The following is a 22,293-nucleotide window of genomic DNA, read 5'->3' as shown; positions in this document are numbered from 1 at the left end:
TATGTCCGTCACTGGGAACACTGTTGATTGCGGACGGCACAGTCGGGCGATGTGCACGGGTGGGGATGTCCGGTCCATCCGTGCCGCCGCAGCACGACGCCGAGCTTGAGTGCCGTCGTGCAGGATCGTTCGGCGGCTTGGACCCAGCAGAGTCGGACACTGTCCTTGTCTGCGAAGGCGTTCGCGTCCAGGTCACGCTCCATGTCGAGAGCACGGGCCAGGGCGTTGTCGTGGAAGAGTCGCCCGTCGAGTTCGACGATCAGCCCGAACTCGGGGTACTCGAGATCGCGACGTCCTGGGCGGCCGACTCCGGTCGGCGTCTGCCGCGCCGGCGCGGGCAGTCCGTGCGGTCGTTCCACACGCGTCAGGAATCGATGTTCCAGCGTCGAGCAGGAGCCGTCGCGGACGTCGATCAGAATGTCGCTGATCGCGCTGCGGTGTCGGATGCGGGAACGTCGGGCGAGTGCGCCGAGGAGTCGGTCGGCCGTCGTCAGGCGGGCCTGGACCGGGTCGGCCAGCGCCGAGATCATTCCGAGTTCGGTGGTTGCCTCCGCGGCGAGGTCGAGGACGGCCTCCTCCACGCGCACGCGCGGCGGCGCAGTGTTCATCAGTGCGTCGTCGACCAGATTCGCACGGTGGTGCAGCACCATCCCCTCCTTGGCGAGGAAGCGTCGACCCGACGCGATGGTGACGTGGATCGGGCCGGCGTCGTCGAAGGCGTCCGGCCTGCCTGCGGCCGCCCGCAACGCCGACCCGTGACTGAGTGCCGCAGGCTCGGCATGAAGAACGACGCTCCACGCGCGCTGTGTCCAGGTGAGCGGTCCGGTGTGCGTGATGTAGACGCCCGGGTAGATCCGCAGCCACTCGCGGCGGTCGAGTCTGCGTCGGATGAACGCGGAATCGAACCCGCACGCCAAGACCTGCTCGCGCGCGACGACGCCCGACTGTCTAGTGAGTAGGTAACGCAACCGCGCGAAAGCGGTGTCTGGAGCCCCCATGGAGACGAGTCTGGCGCCGGCCCGCTGCGCGCGGTGAAGGGTCAGGGCGCATGTGGATGATTTCGGCGAATCCGATGACTTATCAACAGTGTTCCTGGTGACGGTATGTCCGTCACCAGGAACACCGTTGTTTGATCGACGCGGAGTCGCGACGGTGCTATCGGCTCCCCGCGTAGTAGCGGGCCAGGAAGTCGTCGCGGTACTCGAAGTAGGTGCCGTCTTCGATCGCGGCGCGGGCGCGGTCGACGAGAGTGATCGTGAACGACAGATTGTGCAGCGTCGCGAGAGTCGACGCCAGCCCTTCCTTCGCCTTGAACAGGTGATGCAAGTATGCGCGGGTGTACTGCGTCGAGTAGTTGTCGAGTTCGGCGTCGAGCGGCCCGAAATCGTTGCGGTACTTGCGGTTGGTGATGTTGTAGCGGCCGTCGAACGAGTAGATGGCCCCGTTGCGGGCCACCCGCGTCGGCGAGACGCAGTCGAAGGTGTCGGCGCCGTTCTCGATGGCGGTGAAGATGTCGTCGGGCTCGCTGATGCCGAGCAGGTGACGCGGGGCGTCGTCGGGCAGTTCATCGGTGACCCAGCCGACGATCGTACCCAGATTCGACTTCTCCAGCGCACCGCCGATGCCGTAGCCACCGAAACCCTTGCCGCCGTTCTCGCGGTCGATGCGGCTCAGTTCGACGAGATCGCGGGTGGCCTTACGTCGCAGATCCTCGTACTGCGCTCCCTGCACGACACCCCACAGCGCCTGCTGCGGCCGGTGGCTGCGCTCGCACGACAGCCGGTTGTGCTCGGCCAGGCACCGGATGGCCCACTGCCGGGTCCGCTCCAGCGACGACTCCTGGTAGCCGCGGGTGTTCATCAACGTGGTGAGTTCGTCGAACGCGAAGATGATGTCGGCGCCGAGCTGATGCTGGATCTGCATCGACACCTCGGGGGTGAAGCGGTGCATGGAGCCGTCCAGATGCGATTTGAAGGTGACGCCGTCGTCGTCGACGTCGGCCAGCCGCTCCTTGCCGTCAGCGATCTTCCCGTCGTCTTGCGGTCCGACGGCGTCCATCGAGATGACCTTCTTGAATCCCACGCCCAGCGACATCACCTGGAAGCCGCCGCTGTCGGTGTAGGTGGGTCCCGGCCAGTTCATGAACCGCCCCAGACCGCCCGCCTCGTCGACGATCTCCGGCCCCGGCTGCAGGTACAGGTGATAGGCGTTGGCGAGCACCGCCTGCGCGCCGAGCGCGGCGACCGACTCCGGAAGCACCGTCTTGACGGTGGCCTTGGTCCCGACCGGGACGAATGCAGGCGTCGCGATCTCGCCGTGCGGGGTGGTGATGGTTCCGGTCCGACCGGCCGTGCCGTCGAGGGTGGCGCGCGGAGTGAAAAGGCTGGAAGTCACGGCTGCGATTGTCCCAGCAGTGTGCGGGACTGCTCAAATTCGTTAGCGTTGAACCATGACTCGCACGATGAAACTGGCCGCGACCGTCCTTTTCGGCGCCTCGATCGCCCTCGCCGGTACCGCCTGCGGTTCGGAGAACGAAGCCGCGTCGTCCAACGACGGCTCGACACCCGCCGTCATGACACCGCCGAGCGATTCCAGCGTGCCCGTCGTCGGTGGGCCGAAACCACGGTCCAGCACGACCGCCGTCCAGACCGACGAATCGACCACCAGCGACGGCGACAAGACATGCGGCGCCACCAAGGGCCCCGACGGTGCGCTGTACATCCACATCGTCGAAGGTGATCTGACCTGCGACGTCGCCAAGAGCATCGCCAAGGAGTACGGACCGCTGATCGCGACCGGCGCTCCGCAGACCGTCTCCGGCTGGGACTGCGGCCCCTCGAACACCGCGGGCGAGATGGCACGCTGTACCAAGGGCAGTCAGGCCTTCGCCCTCATGGTCCAGTAGCGGGAAGGTCTCGGCCGGGCCGGCTCAGCTCAACGCGTCGACGACGCGTTCCAGTTCTGCGACCCGGCTTCCCTTGACGAGGACGGCGTCGCCGTCGCCGAGCGTCCCGAGGGCGTCGACGGCGCCGTCGATGCCGGTCACATGCTGCACGCCGTCGCCGTAGGCGGGCTCATCGACCGCGATCACCTCGATGCCCAGCTCGCGCGCCTGCTGCGCGACGCCGCGGTGCTCGGCGTCGCTGTCGGCGCCGAGCTCGGCCATCGTCCCGAGCACCGCGAACCGGCGACGCGCGTCGAGCCGGGCGAGCGCCGACAGCCCGGCACCCATCGAGGTGGGATTCGCGTTGTACGCATCGTTGATCACGGTGGCGCCGCCCGCGGTGGTGCTCATCTCCATGCGTAGCCCGGACAGGTCGGCGCCGAGCAGCCCGTCGGCGATCTTCTCGATCGACACGCCCACCCCGCCGCCTGCCGCAGCGGCGGCGAGCGCATTGCCCACCTGATGCTCGCCGCGGGCGCCGAGCCGGACGGGGGTGCTGCCCCAGGGGCTGTGGAGGACGAAGCTCGCGCGGAGCTCGTCGTCGAGCACCACCTCGGTGGCGCGCACGTCGGTGCCGCCGGCGAGCCCGTAGGTCAGCACGCGCGCCGACGTCCGTGACGCCATCGCCGCGACGACCGCGTGATCGGCGTTCAGCACGGCCAGACCGTCGGCCGGAAGCGATTCGACCAACTCGCCCTTCGCCTGTGCGACGTCGTCGAGACTGCCGAACATCTCCAGGTGGACAGCCTCCACCCGAGTCAGGACACCGACGGTCGGTGACGCGATGGAGCACAACTGCGCGATGTGTCCGATGCCGCGTGCCCCCATCTCCAGGACGACGGCCTCGGTATCGCCGGGCGCACCCAGGAGGGTCAGCGGCAGACCGAGCTCGTTGTTGAACGACTTCTCGCTGGCCGCGGTGCGGAAGGTGGTGGCGAGGACGCCGGCGAGCAGGTCTTTGGTGGAGGTCTTGCCGACCGATCCGGTGACGCCGACGACGCTGCCCGGCACCCCGGCGCGCACGTGTCGACCGAGATCGGCGAGCGCCTCGGCGGTGTCGGCGACCTGCACGGCCGTCGCCGCGACCGCCGGATCGGGGGCACGATCGGTCAGGTAGACGGGCGCTCCCGCCGCCACCGCGGACGCGATGAAGTCGTGGCCGTCGCGCGCGGCGACGATCGGCACGAACAATTGACGCTCGCGCACCGTCCGCGAGTCGATGCTCGCGGAATCGACCGAGACATCCGGTCCGTGGAGGGTTCCGCCGGTCGCGGCGGCTATCTGGCTTGCTAGGAGACGCACGGCAAACAACGCTACAAGCAAGGACGTATCGTTGCACCCATGAGCACCCCCCTCATCCGGCTCGTAGTCCTCTATGGCGGTGTATCCGCCGAACACGATGTCTCCCGAGTGAGCGCCGCCCATGTCTTAGCCGCCGCCGATCGGTCCAAGTACCGACTGATTCCGGTCGGCATCGACAAGCGCGGTGTGTGGCACCGCAACGACGCGATGGCCGAGGCCCTCGCGGCCGGCGCCGAACTGCCGAACAGCCTCGACATCGACGGGCCCGCCGTCGCACCGCTCGACGTCCTCAGCGGAGAGCCCGACGATCTGACCGTCGTCTTTCCCCTCCTGCACGGTCCGCACGGCGAGGACGGCACCGTCCAGGGCATGTTCGAGCTGTTCAAACTCCCATACGTCGGCTGCGGTGTGCTGTCGTCGGCACTGTGCATGGACAAGGCGATGGCGAAGGAGATCGCCGCGCGCGCGAACATCCCGCAGTGCAAGTGGCTGACCTTCCGCGACGGCGTCACCGACGCCCGCCAGATCCTCACCGACGTCGCCGATCACCTGGGCTTCCCGGTGTTCGTCAAACCCGCGAACATGGGCTCGTCGGTCGGTGTCAGCCGCGCCGCGACCATCGACGAGCTCGACTCCGCCCTCAACCTGGCCCTGCGGTACGACGACGTCATCGTCATCGAGGAAGCCGTGAACGGCCGCGAGGTGGAAGTGGCGGTGCTGGGAAACACCGCGCCCGACGCGTCGCTCCCCGGCGAAGTGAAGCCCGGCAGCGACTTCTACGACTACGAGGACAAGTACGTCACCGGCAACGCCGAACTGATGATCCCCGCCAAACTGTCGGACGACGCGATCACGCAGGTCCGCGAGTACGCCGCCGACGCATTCGTCGCACTCCGCTGCACCGGCATGGCCCGTGTCGACTTCTTCTACGAGGAGGACGGTCGCGGCTGGCTGCTCAACGAGGTCAACACGATTCCCGGCTTCACGCCCGCGTCGATGTACCCGAAGATGTGGGAGGCCACCGGCATCGAGTACCCCGATCTCATCGATCGCCTGGTGACCCTGGCGATCGAGGTTCATCGGCGCCGGAGCTCCTTCTCTATCGAGCACTGACGGCGCCGGCGCGCTCCGCTGGACCGAGGATCAGTCGACGGTGAGGACTTTGCCCGACCGAGCGTCGACGAGCACGTCGTCGTCCGGCGCCGTGGTGTCGACGCTGATCTCGTAGACGATCCGGTTGCCGCGCCGTTTCAACTCCCATTCGGAGACGGCGCCCGGCAGCGCTTTCGTGGCCGCGTCCATGGCGACGGAGGCATGAACCAGGCCGTTCGTCGTCAACGGCTCGGCACCGTCCGAGAAGTCGTCCTTCTCGAGCGGGTCGACGTCGTTGCCGCGCACTTCACCGGTGTCGGCGTCGATGTCGATCTCCGCCTCCTGCGTGTCGGAGACCAGGGTGACCTGGTACTGCGGCGCCCCGGTCAACCGCTGCAACCGGACCGAGACCGGTTTGCCCGCGAACTCCCTGCCTGCGACGGCGATCGCCCGATCCAGGCTCACCGAGACCGGGTTGGTGGCCAGATCGAGCGCTTGACCGGTCGGCGCGGCGGACTCCGACTGCGAGACGGTGGCTGTCGACGTGCTCGCCGGCTCGCCGGGGTTCTCGGAGCACGCACCGAGCAGGGGGAGACCGATCGCGGCGACGGCGACGGCCGTGATGGCGCGCTTCCGGATGTCCATAGTCGACAACGGTAAACCCGATCGGCCGGCGGATGATCGGGAATTCGTCGAACGTCGCCGCGAAAACGACCGAACCGCCGACGCCGGCGAATTGGACGCCGGAGAATTGGACGCCGGAGAATTGGACAAGGCCCCGACCTGCACTGCAGGTCGGGGCCCTCGGCGGTGGCGGAGGGATTTGAACCCTCGGTACGGGGTCACCGCACACAGCATTTCGAGTGCTGCACCTTCGGCCGCTCGGACACGCCACCGCGGAAAACTGTACCGCAGTGGGTCATCAGTACGAAATCGGCAGGTCAGCGCTTATTTCAACGTGATTCAGCGACCGGACAGCTTGGCGGCGATCTCGTCGATCTTGGCGGTCGCCGCACCGACTGCCTTCTGGACGTTCTCGTTGGTCGTGAACTCGGTCAACTTCTCCTTCGCGGTGCCGACGACACCCGCGACGTGCTCATTGTTCGCGACCTCCGAGAACTTGCCCTTCGCCGTGTCGACGGCGCCGGTGACGTTCTCGTTGTTCGCGATCTCGGTCAGTTTGGCCTTGGCGTTCTCGACGGCGCCGGTGACCTGCTCGCTGCTGGCGAACTCGTCGACCTTGCGCGCGAACGTGTCGACCACTTCGCTGATCTTCTCCATCGGATCCGACATTGCTCTTCCCTCATCCCGCAGCATCTGGGCAGACGGCGTCTGCCCCTTCGAGGCTGCCACAGTCCGCGCGTCCCGGCGAGGGCAGAAGCCGGAGGAATCGGCGGATTCAGGGCAGAGTTCAGGGTTGTCCCCGACGGCCGGCGAAGAAGTCGCGGACCAGCGCGGCGCACTCGGCTTCGCGGACTCCCGCCAGCACCTCCGGACGGTGCACCTGACGGTCGTCTCGGAGCACGTCCCACAGCGATCCCACGGCGCCAGTCTTGGGCTCCCACGCCCCGAACACGACGCGCGAGACCCGCGCGAGACCGATCGCGCCCGCGCACATGGTGCAGGGCTCCACCGTCACGACGAGAGTGCAGCCCGACAGCCGCCACCCGTCGCCGTGCACCGCGGTCGCCGCCCGCAGCGCCAGGATCTCCGCGTGCGCGGTGGGATCGCCGTCGGCCTCGCGCCGATTGGCTCCACGCGCGAGTTCGGTCCCGTCGGGACCGAACACCACCGCACCGATCGGCACATCGTCGACGGGGGCCGAGCGAGCCGCCTCCAACGCGACGGTCATCATCGCCTCGGCGTCGCGGTCGACGGCACCGCGATCCGGACGCGCCATCGGCGGTGTCAGCGACCGAGCTTGTCGAGCACCGCGGACAACTCGTCGGAGAAGCCCAGGCGCGCCGCGATCATGCCGAGCTGCTCGTCGGCGTAGAGGTCGGTGTCGCCGACGATGATGCTGAGCACGGCGTCGGGAAGACCGAGATCGGAGAGGATCGCGAGGTCGCCCTCCTCCCAGGGATCGACGTCGTCGAGCTCGTCGGGATCGATGTCCGGGATCTCCACGTGCAGGGCGTCCAGGACGTCGGCGGCGACGTCGTAGTCGATGGCCGCGGTCGCATCGGACAGCAGGAGTTGCGCGCCCGACGGGGAGGGACGGACGATCACGAAGAATTCGTCGTCCACGTCGAGAAGGCCGAAGAGTGCGCCCGCCGCGCGCAACTCACGGAGTTGGAGTTCCGCGTCATCCAGACTGTCGAGCGCCGACGGCTTCAGCGCGGTCACCCGCCACCCGGTCTCCTCGCGGACCACCGCGACTGCAAAACCATCGACATCGTCGTAATCGCTCTGCGCACCGGGCTTCGCCATGCCCGCCACGGTAGCCGGTTTTCGGGACTCTCCCAAGTCGAATAGTCCGTGATGTGCCACGCTGAATCCGTGTCTGCTCCAGCATCTCGTCCCGTCTGCGTACTCGGTCTCGGCTTGATCGGCGGCTCGCTCCTGAGGCGACTCGCCGACACCGGGCTCCCGGCCTTCGGCTACAACCGTTCGACGGCGACCGTCGACGCGGCGGTGGCCGACGGCTACACCGCCTCCGCCGACCTCGACGCCGTCCTCCGCCAGGCCGCGGAACAGGACGCGATCATCGTGCTCGCCACCCCGTTCACCGCACTGGAGACGATGATCGAGGCCGTCCGCGACACCGCGCCCGCCTGCCTGCTGACCGATGTCGTCAGCGTCAAAGAACAGGTCGCCGTCCTCATCGACCGGATTCATCCGACCGGCCGATACGTGGGCGGACATCCGATGGCGGGCACCTCGCAGTCGGGGTGGGCCGCCACCGACCCGTCACTGTTCGAGGGCGCGATGTGGATGGTGACCACGCACGACGACACCGACGCGGACGACTGGCTGGCCGTCGCCGGCGTGGCTCGCTCGACCGGCGCGTACGTCGTGCCCGCCGCGAACGACGCACACGACCGCGCCGCAGCGGCGATCTCGCACAATCCGCACCTGACCGCTGCGGTGACCGCGGCGGTCGGCGCGGGCGAGAGTGATCTGGCCCTGCGGCTGGCCGCGGGCAGCTTCCGCGACGGCACCCGGGTGGCAGGCACCGCACCGGATCTGCAGCGCGCCATGCTCGAAGCGAACTCGATCTCGCTGCTCAACACGTTGAGCGAGACCATCGACCGCCTCGTGGCCGCACGCGATGCGTTGCGCGATCACGGAAGCGTCGCGGTGCTCGTCGACGCCGGCCACCGCGCGCGACTCAAGTACGAGGCGATCGCCGGGGCGGCGCCGGAGCCGATCACCGGAGTACGCGTCGGCGAGGACGATTGGGCCGAGCAGTTGCGCCGCCAGGCGCATCAGGCCCGGGTCTGGATGCCCTGAACACCCGTCTCAGAGGAGTGCGGCGATCCCGTCGTAGTCGCGCACCACACCGGCGTCGTCGACCGTCAACTCGACGGACCCGGTGGGATCGGTGATGCGGACGCGGCCCTCGCCGAGTCCGGCGTAGCTCATCGGCACCGAGTCGATCTCGCAGTCCGGAAGTCGCAGAGTCACCACGGTGACGTCGTCGCGGACGGCGCCGTCGACGATCCCGAACCGCCGGATCGGCACCCCCTTGAAGAACGGGGAGAGCGCCAGGTCGATCACCTCGGCGCCGTCGAAATCACTGCGGACGGTGCTGGTCGGAGTCTGCACCATCCACCGGCCGTCCATGTCGCGGCTGATGTCGAGTGAGCTCTCCCCACCGGCGCGCAGCAGACGCACCGAGAGCCGTCGGGTGACGCCCCGGTCGGTGGTGACGAACTCGTACGACGCCGAGTAGGCCTCACAGTCGGCAGTCGCCGCCGCCACGATACGACCGTAGGCGCGCACACGCGCGCCGCTGGTGTTGAGCCGGACCTGCTCAAGCCGGTCACCGTCGGCGTTGCGCCAGGTGAGCATCGCTTTCACGTCGGTATCGACCGACGACGCGTCGAAGGTGTTCACGACGACCACGGTAGTCGGAATTCCGGCCGACGGCGGGGTGGATCGTCGGGCGGGCGCTCAGCCGCGGAACTGACAGGTCAGCAGACCGGAGGTGGCCGCGGTCTCGCTCGACTCCGAGACGACGGTCTTGCCGTCGACGGTGATGGAGCAGCTCGCCGGGTCGTCGGTCGAGAGGATCACGCTCACTCGCAGCAGTGTGGTCTGGCTGCCGCGGACCGTCTTCGTCCAGGTCCCGGAAGTGTTCTTGTCCATCCGGATGCGGTCGCCCTCGAAGTACAGGAGCGTCGCCGGACCGGACTCCACCCGGTAGACCACCGTCGCGGAGCCGGTCTGTCCCGGTCGCTGTCCGACTTCCGGATCACGCGGAACCGACGACTCCGGCTGTGACGGGAGCCCCTCCAGGTAGGGGTCGTCGGTGGATTGCGTCGCAGGCGGGTCGGCGCGGCTGACCGGGGCGTCGTCGTGGCCCCCGAACGTCTTGACACCGACCGCCACCAGAAGCACCAGGACGACGACCGACGCGAGGCCGATCGCAAGATTCCAGCGGTTCGGCGGCTCCGGAGGAGCGGTCGGAGGCGCGACGGGCGGTGGCGGCGGAGGCGCAGGTTGTGGTCCGGCGAGGACCCGCTCGCGGTCGTCGTAGGTGAACATCGGTGCGCCGTCAGCGCTGTAGCCCAGCGCCGGGTACACCTGGCCGACGGCGAGCGGCGGCCGGTAGTCCGGCGTCGACGGCGTTGACCGGTCCACCACGTTGCCTCCCGAGAAGTTGCCTTGGGTTCGATGGTGCCAGAATCAGCGCCGTCGACGCACCGCAGCACTCAGCCCAGGAGGTGTTCCAGGATCGCGGGAGTCACGACCTCCGGATGCTGCGCATTCGCCATGTGGGCGGCGTCGGGCACCACGAGCAGGCGGCCGTCGACCACACCGTCCGCGATCGTGGCGAGCACGTCGGGGCCGGTCGCCGGATCGTCGGCGCCCGCGATCGCGAGGGTCGGCGCCGTGATGGACGGAAGATCGGCCACCTGGTCCATGACCGCGATGGCCTCGCAGCATCCCGCGTATCCCTCGTCCGGGGTGGCCGCGACCATCGACTCGTAATAGGCCTTCTCGTCGGGGCGAGCGTCGAGGTAACCGGGTGCGAACCAGCGGCTGACGACGGCTTCGGCGATGGCGGAGACACCGTTCGCGCGGACCGCGGATGCCCGATCGGTCCAGTTCTGCGCCGGTCCCATCACGGCAGCGGTGCAGAGCAGACCGAGACGGTTCACCCGGTCCGGGTTCCGTGCCGCCAGCCGCATGCCCGTCATGCCGCCCAGGGAGAGTCCGACGAAGTGCGCGCGCTCGATCCCGAGACCGTCGAGCAGGTCGACGACGTCGTCGGCGAGGTCGTCGATCGCGTAGGGACCGGCTGGGACGGGGCTGTTCCCGTGCCCGCGGGTGTCGTAGCGGACCACCAGGAAGTGCTCGGCGAGGGCGTCGACCTGCGCATCCCACATCCGGTGCGTGGATCCCAGCGAGTTCGACAGCACCACGGCGGGCTTGTCGCGGTCGCCGGCGACCACCGCGTGGACGTCGATCGCGCTCATCGGACGGCCTGGAAGACGCCCGCGAGGCCCTGCCCGCCGCCGATGCACATGGTGACGAGCACGTTCGCCGCCTGGCGCCGACGGGCCTCGTGCGCCGCAGTGACGACGAGGCGGGCGCCGGTGGCACCGATCGGATGCCCCAGGGAGATGCCGGATCCGTTGGGATTCAGTCGGGGGTCGTCGGCGTCGATCCGCCATTCGGCGAGCACGGCGAGAACCTGTGCGGCGAACGCCTCGTTGAGTTCGATGAGGTCCAGGTCGTCGAGCGTCAGCCCAGCACGATCGAGCGCCTTGGCGGTGGCCGACACCGGTCCGATGCCCATCTGAGCGGGTTCGCAGCCGGTGACCGCCCACGACCGCAACGCGAGCACGGGGTCCAGTCCCCGGCGTTCCGCCTCGGCGAGGGTGGTGACGACGACCATGGCGGCGCCGTCGTTCTGACCGGAGGCGTTGCCCGCGGTGACGGTCGAGTCCGGATCGATCTTCGATCGGATCGCGCGCAGTCTGCCCAGGGATTCGACCGTGGTGCCCGGTCGCGGGTGCTCATCGGTGTCGACGACGACGTCGGGGCTCTTGCGCCCACCGGGCACGGTGACCGGGACGATCTCGTCGGCGAACCGACCAGCGGCGATGGCGTCGAGCGCCCGGCGATGCGATTCGGCGGACAACCGGTCCTGCGCCTCACGCGTCAGTCCGTACTTCGCGCGCAGGTTCTCTGCGGTCTCGATCATCCCGCCGGGGACGGGATGCGAGTCGCCGCCCGCGGTCAGGCGTCCGCGGTCGAGACGGTCGCGCAGTTCGACGGCGCCTTGGCCGACGCCGGTGCGCAGGCCGAGTGCGTAGTGCTCCACGTTCGACATCGACTCGGCTCCGCCTGCAACCACCAGATCGGCTCCGCCGCTGGCGACGTGTGCCGCACCGGAGAGGATCGCCTGCAGGCCCGATCCGCACCGTCGGTCGATCTGGGTGCCGGGCACGCCGACTCCCAGACCCGCGTCGAGCGCGGCGATCCGACCGAGTGCGGGCGACTCGCCGTTCGCGTAGCCCTGTCCCAAGATGACGTCGTCGATGTCGTGCTCCCCCAGGCCGGTCCGACTGGCGAGTTCACGGAGCAGGTCGGTCGCGAGAGTGTTGACCGTGAGCTTCGAGAACGCACCTCCCATGCGTCCGACGGGAGTGCGGAGCGGAGAGCAGATGACGATGTCGGAGCCGGAGATGCCTGCGGGAGATGCCATGTATTCAGCGTAGGAATGAAAACCTATACAGGGAAGTACATATTTCACATCAACTGACACCGATACAGTATCAATGTGGAACTACGACACCTGCGGTACTTTCGCGTCGTCGCCGAAGAGCTGCACTTCCGTCGCGCGGCGGCACGCCTGCAGATGGCACAGCCCCCGCTGTCCGCGCAGATCAAGCAACTCGAGGAGGAGTTGGGCGTCGAGCTGTTCACGCGCACCACGCGTCAGGTGGAGCTCACCGCCGCAGGCGCCGTCTACCTGGAGCGGGTCCGCGAGATCCTCGACGCGGTCGACGCCGCAGGCGATCAGGCGCAGCGGGTGGCCGACGGCACCATCGGGTCGCTCTCGATCGGCTGCGTCGGCTCGGCGACCTACTCCATCTTTCCCCAGCTGATCCGCACGCTGCGGGACGAACTCCCCGATGTCGACTTCCACATCCGCGGCGAGATGCTGGTACCCGCCCAACTCGCCGCGCTGGAGTCGGGAACGATCGACCTCGCCCTCCTGCGCCCGCCGATCACCGCCCCGCGGGTCATCGTGGAGCCGGTCCGCCGCGATCGTCTCATCGCCCTCGTGCCCGATACCCATCCGGTCGCCCGACTCCACAGCGTCGACGTCGGCGCACTGCGACGCGACGATTTCATCGTGCACGCCGGGCACGGTCGATCGATGCTCAACGGGGTGATCATGGAGATGTGCGCCGACGCCGGATTCTCCCCGCACGTCCGCCACGAGGTCGCCGAGACGTCGACCCTCGTCACGATGGTCGCGTCCGGACTCGGCGTGGCGATCGTGCCCGAACCGACCGCCGCCCTCGGCATCCCGGGCGCCGCCTACGTCCCGCTGCTGCCGGAGACCTCCATCGAGCTGGCGGCCGCATGGATCGCGAGCCCGGCGTCCGCGCTGGTGGAACGCGCCGTCGCAGTGCTGCGGCGGCTCTGACACCATCGCCGCGATGTCACGCAGATCGCACGACCCGGATTCGGCCAGTCGCGTTCACGCGGTTTACCATTCAAAGTCATAGGTAAGCCTTGTCTCATTCGGACTCCGGTCGGCGTCCGAGGTGCACTCGCGATCAGTTAGGACCCCCATGTCACTGCGCACACGTCTGGCCGGTTCGGCCGTCGTCGCCCTGTTGGCCGTCAGCGCACTCGCCGCCTGCGGCGAGTCGGAGAAGGTCGACGACTCCGCAGCCGCCGCGGCCGGCGAAGGCACCACGTCGTACCCCCTGACGATCGAGAACTGCGGCACCTCGCAGACGTTCACCGAAGCGCCGCAGCGCGTGGTGTCGCTCGACCAGGGATCCACCGAGATCCTGCTGTCGCTCGGACTGGCCGACCGCATCCAGGGCACCGCTTCGTGGACCGACCCGGTGCTCGAGTCCCTCGCCGAGGCCAACTCGACTGTCAAACGTCTCGCCGACAACGCCCCCACCTACGAGGTGGTGATGGGCACCAACCCCGACTTCGTGACCGCATCGTTCGGCCGCCACTTCAAGAAGGAGGGCGGCGTCGCCACCCGCGAGCGGCTCGCCGAGACCGACGTCGAGACCTATCTCTCGCCGACGGACTGCGAAGGCTCCAATGTCATCAACGGCGGCGGTACCCGCACCAAGCCGCTGACTATCGACTCGCTGTACCAGGAGATCTCCGAGCTGTCGCAGATCTTCGACGTTCCCGAGCGCGGACAGCAACTGGTCGACGAGCTGAAGTCGCGGACGGCCGCAGCCACCGAGAAGGTGAAGCAGGACGGCCGTACCGTCGCATTCTGGTTCGCGGACACCAAGACCCCGTACATCGCGGGCGGGCTCGGCTCCGCGCAGCTCATCGCCACCACGGTCGGCACCGAGAACGTCTTCTCCGACCTCGACGACGACTGGCCCGCCACCACGTGGAGCGCCGTCGTACAGCGCAATCCGCAGGTGCTGGTCCTCGGTGATCTGCAGCGCGCCCGGTTCCCCGGTGACCTCCTCGCCGAGAAGAAGACCTTCCTCGAGAGCGATCCGGTCACCAAGGTGATGCCTGCCGTGCAGAAGCAGCAGTACGTCGCCCTGCACGGTGCCGAGATGAACCCGTCGATCCGCATGGTCGACGGCATCGAGAAGCTCGCCGCGTGGCTCTCGCAGAATCCGGCGTGACGGTCACCGCAACGCAGTCCGGCCCCGCGGCCCCGTCGCGGGGCCGGACCGCGTCGTTGCTCGTCCTCGGCATCGTGGGACTGTGCGTCTCCGCACTCGCCGCGGTATCGCTGGGCGGTGAGGGAATCACGCTGATCAACGTCCGCGACATCCTCACCAACCACCTGCACCTCACCGACATCGACGTCTTCGCGTACAAGGACGTCATCGTCTGGGAGGACCGCATGCCGCGGTCGGTGGTGGCCGCCGCGGTCGGCGGCGGACTCGCCGTGTGCGGCGTCATCCTGCAGTCGCTTCTGCGGAACCCGTTGGCCGACCCGTTCCTGCTCGGCATCTCGTCGGGCGCGTCGACCGGTGCCGTCGTCATCGGCGTCCTGGGACTCGGGAGCGCCGCGATCGGCATGTCCGGCGGCGCCTTCATCGGCGCGCTGGTGGCCTTCGGCGCCGTGCTGTTCCTGGCGAAGGTCGCAGGCGGAAGCACCGATCGGGTGATCCTCGCCGGCGTCGCCATGACCCAGCTGTTCTCGGCGCTCACCTCGTTCGTCATCTTCGCGTTCGCCGATTCCGACGAGACCCGCGGTGTCATGTTCTGGCTCCTCGGCTCGCTCGAAGGCGTGCGCTGGGACGACGCCTGGCTGACCGCGATCGTCGCGGTGATCGGCCTCGCCTGCTGCTGGGCGTCGGCGCACGCGCTCGACGCGTTCACCTTCGGCGACGAGGTGGCCGCGTCGCTCGGCATCCCCGTCACGCGCGTCCGCGCCGCTCTGCTCGTCCTGACGGCGCTGATCACCGCCGCACTCGTCAGCGTGGCAGGCGCCGTCGGCTTCGTCGGCCTGGTGCTGCCGCACGCCGCACGCTTCCTCGTCGGCCCCGGCCACGGCCGACTGGTCCCCGTCAGCGCGCTGCTCGGCGCCATCTTCCTGGTCTGGGTCGACGCGCTCTCGCGGGTCGCGTTCCATCCCACTCCCCTGCCCCTCGGCGTCGGGACGGCGCTGGTCGGCGTTCCCGCGTTCATCGCGATCATGTTCTCGAGGAGGGGACGCGCATGACGCTCCACGCTGATCGAGTCACCTGGAACCGTGGCGGCAACCTCGTCGTCGACGGTGTGAGCGTCCAGCCCGAACCCGGACAGACCATCGGACTGCTGGGCCCCAACGGGTCCGGAAAGTCGTCGCTGATCCGCCTGCTCGCCGGGTTCGCGAAGCCGACGTCCGGCACGGTCGGGCTCGACGGCGACGAACTCGCCTCGCTCAAGCGACGCGACGTCGCCCGCGCCGTCGCCGTCGTCTCGCAGCACGCCGACACCGACGTCGACGTCAGCGTCGCCGAAGTGGTTCGCCTCGGCAGGATTCCCCACCGGGGCACGTTCGGCGCCGACCGCACCGCCGACGACCGGGCCGTCGCGTCCGCCCTCGCCCACACCGGGCTCACGGACAAGTGCGAGCGCCTGTGGCATCAGTTGTCCGGCGGTGAGCGGCAACGCGTCCAAATCGCCCGCGCGCTCGCCCAGGAACCCCGAGAACTCCTGCTCGACGAGCCGACCAACCATCTGGACATCCACCACCAGTTGGAGTTGATGACGTTGGTGACGAGACTGCCGGTGACGTCGATCGTCGCAATCCACGATCTGAATCTGGCCGCGATGTTCTGTGATCGGGTGATGGTGATGCGCGAGGGGCGACTGGTCGCTGCGGGCACGCCGCGCGAGGTGCTCACGCCCGACCTGATCGCCGATGTCTACCAGGTCCGTGCCAAGGTGACCGACGACGATGGCCTCACCATCCGATTCCTGCCCGCCGACGCGAACTGAGCATGGCGTTCCGCCGCCCCCATCTGATCCAGGGGTTCTCCGACGCCACCCCCGTCGTCCGACTCCTCGTCCTCACTCAGTTGGCGTTCAACGTCGGCTTCTTCATGGTGCTGCCCTACCTGTCGGTGCACCTGAGCTCTGATCTCGGCCAGGCGACGGCGGTCGTCGGCGCCGTCCTCGGCCTGCGGACGGTATCCCAGCAGGGCCTGTTCTTCGTCGGCGGCACCATCGCCGACCGCATCGGCACCCGGCCGACCGTGCTCGCCGGGTGCGCCGTCCGCATCGTCGGCCTGCTGATGCTCGGCCTCACCCAATCGGTGGCCGGCGTCGCCGTCGGCGCGGCGCTGACCGGGTTCGCGGGAGCGCTGTTCTCCCCTGCCGTCGAAGCGGCGCTCGCCCGCAACACCGGTTCGCCCGACGGTTCGACGAGCCGCCTCGACGGCTTCGCGCTGTTCACCGCGTTCGGCCAGATCGGCGCCTTCACCGGCCCGCTGATCGGCGCCGTGCTCCTCCAGACCGACTTCACGATCGTCGCCGTCACCGGCGCCGTCGTCTTCGTGTTCATCGGACTCGCTCACCTGCGGTGGCTCCCGGCCGAACCGCCCGCGCACGCGGGTGGGCCGCTCGTCGCGGGACTGTCGGAGATCCTCCACAACCGGATCTTCCTCGGCTTCGCGCTGGTGATGAGCGTGCAGTTGGTGGCCTACAACCAGCTCTATCTGCTGCTCCCGTTGGAGTTGGAGCGCGGATGGGGCAGTCAGGCGCCACTCGGCGTGCTCATGGCGGCGTCGTCGCTCGCGGTGGTCGTGGGGCAGCTGCGCGTCGCCTCCTGGGCCGGCCGACTCCGCCTGCGCGTCGCGCTCGCCACCGGGCTGGTGGTCTCCGCCGTGGGGCTCTCAGCGGCAGCGATCGGCGCCGCGGTCGGCGGAGCGGTTCCCGTCATCATCGGCACCGCGAGCTTCGTCCTGCTGATGGCGCTCGGGCAGATGATCGCGTCTCCCACCGCACGCGCCGCCGTTCCGGTCCTCGCCGGCGAGCGCTTCCTCGGCTCCTATTACGGCGTCTACGCGTCCATCGCGGGCATGATGGTCCTCCCGGCCTCGTCGCTGCTGGGCATCATCGTCGACGCCGCCGGAGACACCGCACTCGGGCGCGCCGCACCGTGGCTGGCGATGGTCGCCGTCATGCTGTGCGCCGCAACGCTGATGCTGGCAGCGAAGCCGCGACGAACTGCTGCCGCGCCCGCCCGCGAGTGATGATCTGGCCTCTGCACGCAACACTCTCAGCCCGCGCCCAGTGCGACCACAACCACGCTCGCAGTGAGGGTTAAAGGCCGTGACGCACCACTTCGCGTCGAGCCGCACCACACAACGAGAAACGCGAGTCAGGAAAGTTCCTGACTCGCGTCTTCTGGTGCGCCCGTAGGGATTCGAACCCCAAACCTTCTGATCCGTAGTCAGATGCTCTATCCGTTGAGCTACGGGCGCGTAGTGGATCTTGCGATCCGCACTTCTTCAATTATACCGGGTGCGTGCCCCGGTCGGCGGAGGCGAGAGGATTTGAACCTCCGGTCCCATTTTCATGAGACAACTCATTAGCAGTGAGTCCCATTCGGCCGCTCTGGCACGCCTCCCTGGTGGAGTCCTTTTCGACCGCCGGGGCAAAACATTACACAGCATGAACAGCAGGATGCAAATCGGTGACCGGATGTCCCATGCACTGCAGGTCAGACGTACATTTGTAGGGGTGAGCATGCGAATCCGTCCCGACTTGGACACCCTGCCCGTCTACGTTCCCGGCAAGACGTTCCCGGGCGCGATCAAGCTCGCCAGCAACGAGGTGACCGAGCCTCCGCTACCGAGCGTGGCGACCGCGATCGCCGAGGCCGCCGCCACCGCCAACCGGTACCCCGACAACGGGATGGTGGCGCTGACCGACGAGCTCGCGAAGAATCTCGGCGTGACGCCCGCGGAGGTACAGGTGGGCTGCGGATCGGTGATCCTCTGTCAGAACCTGATCACCGTCACCGCCCGGCCCGGCGACGAGGTGCTGTTCGGCTGGCGGTCGTTCGAGATGTATCCGGTCGCCACCCAGGTGGTGGGTGCGACGCCCGTCCAGGTTCCGCTCACCGGCGACGCCGTGCACGACCTCAAGGCGATGGCCGCGGCGATCACCGACCGCACGCGCCTGATCTTCGTGTGCAACCCCAACAACCCCACCGGCACGGTCGTGGAGGCGCAGGCCCTGCGCGACTTCCTCCGAGCAGTGCCGTCGGACATCGTCGTGGCGCTCGACGAGGCCTACATCGAGTACACGCGGCTCTCCGAGCCCTACGCGTACGACGCCGTCGAGTTGCGCCGCGAGTTCGCGAACGTGGTGGTGCTGCGGACCTTCTCGAAGGCGTACGGTCTCGCAGGTCTCCGCGTCGGCTACGCGGTCGGCGACCCCGAGGTGATCGCCGCACTGAACAAGGTCCACGTCCCGTTCACCGTGAACAGCCTGGCCCAGGCCGCCGCCGTCGCCTCCCTGCATGCCCGGGACGAACTGCTCGCCCGGACCGACGCCGTCGTCGCCGAACGCGAGCGCGTCACGGCCCGCTTGCGCGACCTCGGGTACCGCCTGGCGGATTCGCAAGCCAATTTCGTGTGGTTGATGCTCGGCGACGACGCCGGACCGTTCGCCGCCGCCTGCGCCGACGCGGGCGTGATCGTTCGACCGTTCGCGGGCGACGGCGTCCGCGTCACGATCACCCATCCGGGTGAGAACGACGCGTTCCTCGCGTTCGCTGAGGCGTGGTCGCAGCGAAGGTGAACACACCGAAAAAATTCGGCTCCTGAACCGCCCTCTCCGGTCGGTTCAGGAACCGAGAATCGGCGTGTCTACAGCGACGGGCTGATGGCGTCCCAGGCCCTGGGCAGATCCTGCTTCCAGTAGGTCCACGAGTGAGTTCCTATCAACCGGAAACCACTGGTGAACGGGATGTTCTTCGACTGCAGGCGGGCCGCGAACTCGACCGAGCAGCGGTACGCACCCATCTCCAGGCCCGATCCGGCGGCGATCTGCACGTCTTCGGGCCCGTCCTTCGGGTCGCGCTTCTGCGTCAAGTCCTGCGGACCCACCGCACCGGTGCCGGACGCGAGGAACAGCGCCTTGCCGCGCAATGCATTCAAGTTGCTGGCCGGATCGTGCGCCCGCCAGTTGGCCGAGCCCGGGGCGCCCCACATCTTGTTCGGGTCGGCGCCGGACTTGGCGACCGTCGCACGCACATAGGCGACGTTGGCGTCACCGGTGATGTCCGGGCAGCCGCTCATCGACGCGACACCGCGGTACAGCTTCGGGTTCCGCGTGGCCAGCGCGAAGGCCGACTGGCCGCCCATCGACAGGCCCATCACCGCGTTGTTGCCCGACCCGTGGAACCTGCTGTCGATCAGCGTCGGAAGATCGTCAGTCAGGAAGGTCTCCCACTGCGGCTTGCCGAGCTTCTGGTCGCGCGCGACCCAGTTCGTGTAGAAGCTGCCGGCTCCGCCTGCGGGCAGGACCACGTTGACGTTCCGACCGGCGAAGAACCGCTCGGCCCCGCCCTTGGTGATCCAGTCGCTCACCGTGGCGCCACCGTCGGCGCCGTCGAGCAGATAGACGGTCGGGCGCGGCGCCGTGCCGCCGGGCGAGAGGACGGTGACCGGCACCGGGTCGGCCATCGCCGGCGATTTGATCATGAGGTCGACTCGATGGATGCTGCGGACCTTCTCCGCCACCACGTGGGCGCCGCGCGGAGCAGCCTCGGCCGGTGCCTGCACTGTCGATACCAGCAGCCCCGCTGCCGCCATCGCAGATCCCATCCACACCAACCGGCGTGCCATACGTTCAGACCACATGGGCGACAAGGATAGCCCCCGAAGCTGTGCGGTGTGTTAACTCCCCGGTACAGAACGCACTTTCCTGAAAGAACGCCGGAAAGCCCTGCTCTGCGGCCTGCCGGTGCGCCGTCGCCCTAAGATCGGGACATGCCGACCACGCCCGCAGCGCACGCCGACCACCACTACGCGTTCGTCGCCGACGTGCCCGTGCGATGGTCGGACATGGATGCGTTCGGCCACATCAATCACGCGCGGATGGTCACCCTGATGGAGGAGGCCCGCATCCAGTGGCTGCTCAGCGCGGGCGAGGAGTACGCCCCGCTGATCACGAGCGCGATGATCGTCCACGTCGACATCCGCTATCACGCGCAGCTGCGGCACGAGGACTCCCCGATCCGCGTCGGCATGTGGATCACCACCTTCCGGTCGGTGGACTTCACCATCGGCTACGAGATCTTCAGTGCGACCGCCGACCACGGCTCCCGCCCGGCGTGCGTCGCGAGCACCCAGATGGCCGTCGTCGACGTCGAGAAGCACACGCTGCGTCGACTGTCCGACGGCGAGAAGAACTACCTGCGGGAGTGGAGCCGCGGGGACGGAGCACGGTGACCGAGATCCCCGCCGACCTCCCGTGGCTCAAGCCGGGCGAGATCGCACAGCGCGCCGGCGTCGCGGTCTCGACGTTGCACTACTACGAGAAGATCGGTCTGATCCAGAGCCGCCGCACGTCCGGCGATCGTCGCGAATACCGGCGCGACACCCTGCGTCTCATCGCCTTCATCCGCGCCTCTCAGTCGCTGGGCATCTCATTGACCCAGATCAAGGCGGCGCTCGACGACCTTCCGCACGACGACCCGCCCGACAAACACGACTGGGCGCGTTTGGCGCGAGACTGGCGCGAGGACCTCAACGCTCGCATCGACCGGTTGGTCGCGTTGCGCGACAACCTCTCGAACTGCATCGGCTGCGGGTGTCTGTCGCTGACGTCGTGTCCCTACACCAATCCGGACGACGTCCTGGGCCGGGAAGGGCCGGGGGCCCGGCGACTCTGACGGCGCCCGTCAGGGCTGGTACTTGTCCGGCAATTGCGCCGGCGCGGCACCGAGCTGAGCGATGTTTCCCTGCAGCACGTCACGATAGATCCGGAGCTGTTCTTCCCCGCTGCGCACCTGCTGCGACAGTCGTCGCGAGTGGTCGGCGGACAGCTCACGATCGCCCGAGCGCGAGAGCAGGTGGTCGATGCGGGCGTCGATGGTGGTCGCCCGATCGAACTCGTTGAGCAGTTGGAGTTCCACGGCGGCCGACTCGACGGTCGCGCTGATCTCGACGAGAGCGTGCACGCGGTCGATCAACTCGCTCCACACCGGGCGCAGCGCTTCTTCACGCTCGGCGATGTGCGCGACGAATCCTGGATCGAAGCCGCCGTTGGCGCGCGCTCGGTCCAGATCCACCCGCAGTGCTCGCAGCGCGACCACGTCGGACGCGATCTCCGCCAGTTCGGCGTGGAGATTCACCTGCACCCGCTGCATCTCGAAGTGGTCCGACAACCATGCGGGATTGGACCGGACCCGCTCGTAGTAGTGGCCCGCGACGAACAGGAGCGTCTCGTAGCCGTCCGCGAACGACGAGCCGCGCGACGAGTCCTGCGTGGTGGGCGCCGTGCCGAAGACCTCGTCGGCCCAGTGCTCCACCTGTCGACGGCTGGCACGTCCGGCGACCTTGTCGACGACGCCCGCGACCTTGTCGAAGGCATCGGTGCCCGCCCACCGCGCGCCTGACGTCGACAGGTTGGCGACGGGCGTGCACAGCAGGCCCGCGAACAGTTGTTCGCGTTCTCCGATCTCGAGGTAGACGTTCTCGCGGCGTTCCCGGCGAACGGCTCGCAGCCCCGACGGGTAGACGCCCTTGCCGGTCACCACCGCGCGATGCGCCTCGTCGCGTCGGCGCGTGAGGCCGCTCAGTCGTGACCGGAGGATCGGTGCGACGAACCCCGGAACCATCGTGGAGGTGAGCTTGCGCTCGGCGTGCAGAATGCCGCGCTGCACGCGGCGGAGTTCACTGAACCCCTGCGGCGCCGCCGCCATCGGCAGACCCTGCGAAACCCGCCGGACCACTGTCGCCCGCGCGGTCGGTGCGAGATAGCCGGCGGCGATGAGGATGCACGCCGTGTCGGACAGCTCGATCGGTTGACCCGGTACCCGCGCGTCGGTCGTCCACTGCCGAAGGTCGGCGGCCGAGACTGAGCGTTGCGGTGAGGTCATG

The 22,293-nt window shown here is 68.4% G+C and carries 24 protein-coding genes and 3 tRNA genes; 11 read left to right on the top strand and 16 right to left on the bottom strand.

Annotated features, from left to right (window positions below; genetic code table 11):
* Window positions 1–8: 8 nt before the first annotated feature.
* A complete protein-coding gene (locus GH2_RS18300; protein ID WP_066171479.1) occupies window positions 9–998 on the bottom strand; it encodes a type IV toxin-antitoxin system AbiEi family antitoxin domain-containing protein in 990 nt (329 codons plus the stop codon).
* A 157-nt stretch (window positions 999–1,155) separates the two neighbouring features.
* Window positions 1,156–2,394 carry a tRNA guanosine(34) transglycosylase Tgt gene (tgt, locus tag GH2_RS18295; protein WP_157086143.1) on the bottom strand — a complete coding sequence of 413 codons (1,239 nt, stop codon included), beginning with the start codon at window positions 2,392–2,394 and terminating at the stop codon, window positions 1,156–1,158.
* A 55-nt stretch (window positions 2,395–2,449) separates the two neighbouring features.
* On the opposite strand from tgt, the gene GH2_RS18290 reads away from it, so the two are divergent.
* On the top strand, window positions 2,450–2,905 hold the full coding sequence (locus GH2_RS18290) for a hypothetical protein (RefSeq protein ID WP_066171474.1): 456 nt from the start codon (window positions 2,450–2,452) through the stop codon (window positions 2,903–2,905).
* 24 nt (window positions 2,906–2,929) lie between these two features.
* Here GH2_RS18290 and GH2_RS18285 read toward each other — a convergent pair whose 3' ends face one another.
* Window positions 2,930–4,246, bottom strand: coding sequence for a UDP-N-acetylmuramoyl-tripeptide--D-alanyl-D-alanine ligase (locus GH2_RS18285; RefSeq protein WP_066171472.1), 1,317 nt, complete (start codon window positions 4,244–4,246; stop codon window positions 2,930–2,932).
* 39 nt (window positions 4,247–4,285) lie between these two features.
* Between GH2_RS18285 and GH2_RS18280 the strand changes: the two genes are divergently transcribed.
* Window positions 4,286–5,359 (top strand): D-alanine--D-alanine ligase family protein, encoded by a 1,074-nt coding sequence (locus GH2_RS18280; protein WP_066171470.1) that lies wholly within the window; start codon window positions 4,286–4,288, stop codon window positions 5,357–5,359.
* A 30-nt stretch (window positions 5,360–5,389) separates the two neighbouring features.
* Here GH2_RS18280 and GH2_RS21805 read toward each other — a convergent pair whose 3' ends face one another.
* From GH2_RS21805 to GH2_RS18255, 5 genes are all read right to left on the bottom strand, one after another.
* Window positions 5,390–5,983, bottom strand: coding sequence for a PepSY domain-containing protein (locus GH2_RS21805; protein WP_066171468.1), 594 nt, complete (start codon window positions 5,981–5,983; stop codon window positions 5,390–5,392).
* A gap of 163 nt (window positions 5,984–6,146) precedes the next feature.
* Window positions 6,147–6,234 (bottom strand) — tRNA-Ser (locus GH2_RS18270).
* Window positions 6,235–6,301: 67 nt separating this feature from the next.
* Window positions 6,302–6,631, bottom strand: coding sequence for a mannosyltransferase (locus GH2_RS18265; protein ID WP_066171465.1), 330 nt, complete (start codon window positions 6,629–6,631; stop codon window positions 6,302–6,304).
* Between the two features lie 118 nt (window positions 6,632–6,749).
* On the bottom strand, window positions 6,750–7,238 hold the full coding sequence (locus GH2_RS18260) for a nucleoside deaminase (protein WP_066171462.1): 489 nt from the start codon (window positions 7,236–7,238) through the stop codon (window positions 6,750–6,752).
* Between the two features lie 8 nt (window positions 7,239–7,246).
* Window positions 7,247–7,768 carry a tRNA adenosine deaminase-associated protein gene (locus tag GH2_RS18255; RefSeq protein WP_066171460.1) on the bottom strand — a complete coding sequence of 174 codons (522 nt, stop codon included), beginning with the start codon at window positions 7,766–7,768 and terminating at the stop codon, window positions 7,247–7,249.
* A 51-nt stretch (window positions 7,769–7,819) separates the two neighbouring features.
* Here GH2_RS18255 and GH2_RS18250 point away from each other — a divergent pair, with 51 nt between their 5' ends.
* A complete protein-coding gene (locus GH2_RS18250; protein WP_066171457.1) occupies window positions 7,820–8,791 on the top strand; it encodes a prephenate dehydrogenase in 972 nt (323 codons plus the stop codon).
* A gap of 9 nt (window positions 8,792–8,800) precedes the next feature.
* Here the strand turns inward: GH2_RS18250 and GH2_RS18245 are convergent, their stop codons facing one another.
* From GH2_RS18245 to GH2_RS18230, 4 genes are all read right to left on the bottom strand, one after another.
* On the bottom strand, window positions 8,801–9,397 hold the full coding sequence (locus GH2_RS18245) for a putative glycolipid-binding domain-containing protein (RefSeq protein ID WP_066171680.1): 597 nt from the start codon (window positions 9,395–9,397) through the stop codon (window positions 8,801–8,803).
* 57 nt (window positions 9,398–9,454) lie between these two features.
* Entirely contained in the window at window positions 9,455–10,147 is a 693-nt protein-coding gene (locus tag GH2_RS18240; RefSeq protein ID WP_239588930.1) for a hypothetical protein, read from the bottom strand.
* 68 nt (window positions 10,148–10,215) lie between these two features.
* Window positions 10,216–10,983: a 3-oxoadipate enol-lactonase gene (gene pcaD / locus GH2_RS18235; RefSeq protein WP_066171451.1), complete on the bottom strand. Its 768-nt coding sequence runs from the start codon at window positions 10,981–10,983 to the stop codon at window positions 10,216–10,218.
* Window positions 10,980–12,218, bottom strand: a complete 1,239-nt coding sequence (locus tag GH2_RS18230; RefSeq protein WP_066171448.1) for an acetyl-CoA C-acetyltransferase — start codon at window positions 12,216–12,218, stop codon at window positions 10,980–10,982. Before GH2_RS18230 ends, pcaD begins: the two co-directional genes overlap by 4 nt.
* A 75-nt stretch (window positions 12,219–12,293) precedes the next feature.
* Between GH2_RS18230 and GH2_RS18225 the strand changes: the two genes are divergently transcribed.
* From GH2_RS18225 to GH2_RS18205, 5 genes are all read left to right on the top strand, one after another.
* Window positions 12,294–13,169 carry a LysR substrate-binding domain-containing protein gene (locus tag GH2_RS18225; RefSeq protein WP_066171445.1) on the top strand — a complete coding sequence of 292 codons (876 nt, stop codon included), beginning with the start codon at window positions 12,294–12,296 and terminating at the stop codon, window positions 13,167–13,169.
* Window positions 13,170–13,317: 148 nt separating this feature from the next.
* Window positions 13,318–14,364 carry an ABC transporter substrate-binding protein gene (locus GH2_RS18220; RefSeq protein WP_066171442.1) on the top strand — a complete coding sequence of 349 codons (1,047 nt, stop codon included), beginning with the start codon at window positions 13,318–13,320 and terminating at the stop codon, window positions 14,362–14,364.
* A 56-nt stretch (window positions 14,365–14,420) separates the two neighbouring features.
* Complete coding sequence (locus GH2_RS18215; RefSeq protein WP_204701002.1) at window positions 14,421–15,413, top strand: FecCD family ABC transporter permease; 993 nt, start codon at window positions 14,421–14,423, stop codon at window positions 15,411–15,413.
* Complete coding sequence (locus GH2_RS18210; RefSeq protein WP_066171437.1) at window positions 15,410–16,174, top strand: ABC transporter ATP-binding protein; 765 nt, start codon at window positions 15,410–15,412, stop codon at window positions 16,172–16,174. Before GH2_RS18215 ends, GH2_RS18210 begins: the two co-directional genes overlap by 4 nt.
* 2 nt (window positions 16,175–16,176) lie before the next feature.
* Window positions 16,177–17,430 (top strand): MFS transporter, encoded by a 1,254-nt coding sequence (locus tag GH2_RS18205; protein WP_084247615.1) that lies wholly within the window; start codon window positions 16,177–16,179, stop codon window positions 17,428–17,430.
* 155 nt (window positions 17,431–17,585) lie between these two features.
* Here the strand turns inward: GH2_RS18205 and GH2_RS18200 are convergent.
* Together GH2_RS18200 and GH2_RS18195 are read right to left on the bottom strand one after the other, a co-directional pair.
* Window positions 17,586–17,661 (bottom strand) — tRNA-Arg (locus tag GH2_RS18200).
* Between the two features lie 57 nt (window positions 17,662–17,718).
* Window positions 17,719–17,807, bottom strand: a tRNA-Ser gene (locus tag GH2_RS18195).
* Window positions 17,808–17,920: 113 nt separating this feature from the next.
* Between GH2_RS18195 and hisC the strand changes: the two genes are divergently transcribed.
* On the top strand, window positions 17,921–18,985 hold the full coding sequence (gene hisC, locus GH2_RS18190; RefSeq protein ID WP_066171431.1) for a histidinol-phosphate transaminase: 1,065 nt from the start codon (window positions 17,921–17,923) through the stop codon (window positions 18,983–18,985).
* Between the two features lie 68 nt (window positions 18,986–19,053).
* On the opposite strand, the gene GH2_RS18185 is transcribed toward hisC, so the two are convergent.
* The gene (locus GH2_RS18185; RefSeq protein WP_084247614.1) at window positions 19,054–20,049 is read right to left on the bottom strand and encodes an alpha/beta hydrolase; all 996 of its coding nucleotides are present in this window, start codon (window positions 20,047–20,049) and stop codon (window positions 19,054–19,056) included.
* 129 nt (window positions 20,050–20,178) lie between these two features.
* On the opposite strand from GH2_RS18185, the gene GH2_RS18180 reads away from it, so the two are divergent.
* Entirely contained in the window at window positions 20,179–20,640 is a 462-nt protein-coding gene (locus tag GH2_RS18180; protein WP_066171425.1) for an acyl-CoA thioesterase, read from the top strand.
* Window positions 20,637–21,083 carry a redox-sensitive transcriptional activator SoxR gene (gene soxR / locus GH2_RS18175; protein WP_066171677.1) on the top strand — a complete coding sequence of 149 codons (447 nt, stop codon included), beginning with the start codon at window positions 20,637–20,639 and terminating at the stop codon, window positions 21,081–21,083. The genes GH2_RS18180 and soxR overlap by 4 nt, the downstream gene beginning before the upstream one ends.
* Window positions 21,084–21,092: 9 nt before the next feature.
* On the opposite strand, the gene GH2_RS18170 is transcribed toward soxR, so the two are convergent.
* Complete coding sequence (locus GH2_RS18170) at window positions 21,093–22,292, bottom strand: hypothetical protein (protein WP_066171422.1); 1,200 nt, start codon at window positions 22,290–22,292, stop codon at window positions 21,093–21,095.
* Between the last annotated feature and the right edge of the window lies 1 nt (window position 22,293).

It is taken from the genome of Gordonia hydrophobica NBRC 16057, assembly GCF_001592365.1.
Taxonomy (GTDB): Bacteria; Actinomycetota; Actinomycetes; order Mycobacteriales; family Mycobacteriaceae; genus Gordonia; species Gordonia hydrophobica.
The sequence above is the reverse complement of the archived record's forward strand: the minus strand, read 5'-3'. Positions and strand labels throughout refer to the sequence as shown.

What these genes read in the sequence shown, in the direction of transcription:
- GH2_RS18265 (WP_066171465.1), bottom strand. Translation starts at nt 6,631, where the DNA reads ATGTCGGATCCGATGGAGAAGATCAGCGAAGTGGTCGACACGTTCGCG.
- GH2_RS18230 (WP_066171448.1), bottom strand. Translation starts at nt 12,218, where the DNA reads ATGGCATCTCCCGCAGGCATCTCCGGCTCCGACATCGTCATCTGCTCT.
- pcaD (WP_066171451.1), bottom strand. Translation starts at nt 10,983, where the DNA reads ATGAGCGCGATCGACGTCCACGCGGTGGTCGCCGGCGACCGCGACAAG.
- GH2_RS18170 (WP_066171422.1), bottom strand. Translation starts at nt 22,292, where the DNA reads ATGACCTCACCGCAACGCTCAGTCTCGGCCGCCGACCTTCGGCAGTGG.
- GH2_RS18210 (WP_066171437.1), top strand. Translation starts at nt 15,410, where the DNA reads ATGACGCTCCACGCTGATCGAGTCACCTGGAACCGTGGCGGCAACCTC.
- GH2_RS18290 (WP_066171474.1), top strand. Translation starts at nt 2,450, where the DNA reads ATGACTCGCACGATGAAACTGGCCGCGACCGTCCTTTTCGGCGCCTCG.
- GH2_RS18250 (WP_066171457.1), top strand. Translation starts at nt 7,820, where the DNA reads ATGTGCCACGCTGAATCCGTGTCTGCTCCAGCATCTCGTCCCGTCTGC.
- GH2_RS18260 (WP_066171462.1), bottom strand. Translation starts at nt 7,238, where the DNA reads ATGGCGCGTCCGGATCGCGGTGCCGTCGACCGCGACGCCGAGGCGATG.
- GH2_RS18255 (WP_066171460.1), bottom strand. Translation starts at nt 7,768, where the DNA reads ATGGCGAAGCCCGGTGCGCAGAGCGATTACGACGATGTCGATGGTTTT.
- GH2_RS18300 (WP_066171479.1), bottom strand. Translation starts at nt 998, where the DNA reads ATGGGGGCTCCAGACACCGCTTTCGCGCGGTTGCGTTACCTACTCACT.
- GH2_RS18220 (WP_066171442.1), top strand. Translation starts at nt 13,318, where the DNA reads ATGTCACTGCGCACACGTCTGGCCGGTTCGGCCGTCGTCGCCCTGTTG.
- GH2_RS21805 (WP_066171468.1), bottom strand. Translation starts at nt 5,983, where the DNA reads ATGGACATCCGGAAGCGCGCCATCACGGCCGTCGCCGTCGCCGCGATC.
- GH2_RS18180 (WP_066171425.1), top strand. Translation starts at nt 20,179, where the DNA reads ATGCCGACCACGCCCGCAGCGCACGCCGACCACCACTACGCGTTCGTC.
- GH2_RS18185 (WP_084247614.1), bottom strand. Translation starts at nt 20,049, where the DNA reads ATGTGGTCTGAACGTATGGCACGCCGGTTGGTGTGGATGGGATCTGCG.
- GH2_RS18205 (WP_084247615.1), top strand. Translation starts at nt 16,177, where the DNA reads ATGGCGTTCCGCCGCCCCCATCTGATCCAGGGGTTCTCCGACGCCACC.
- GH2_RS18280 (WP_066171470.1), top strand. Translation starts at nt 4,286, where the DNA reads ATGAGCACCCCCCTCATCCGGCTCGTAGTCCTCTATGGCGGTGTATCC.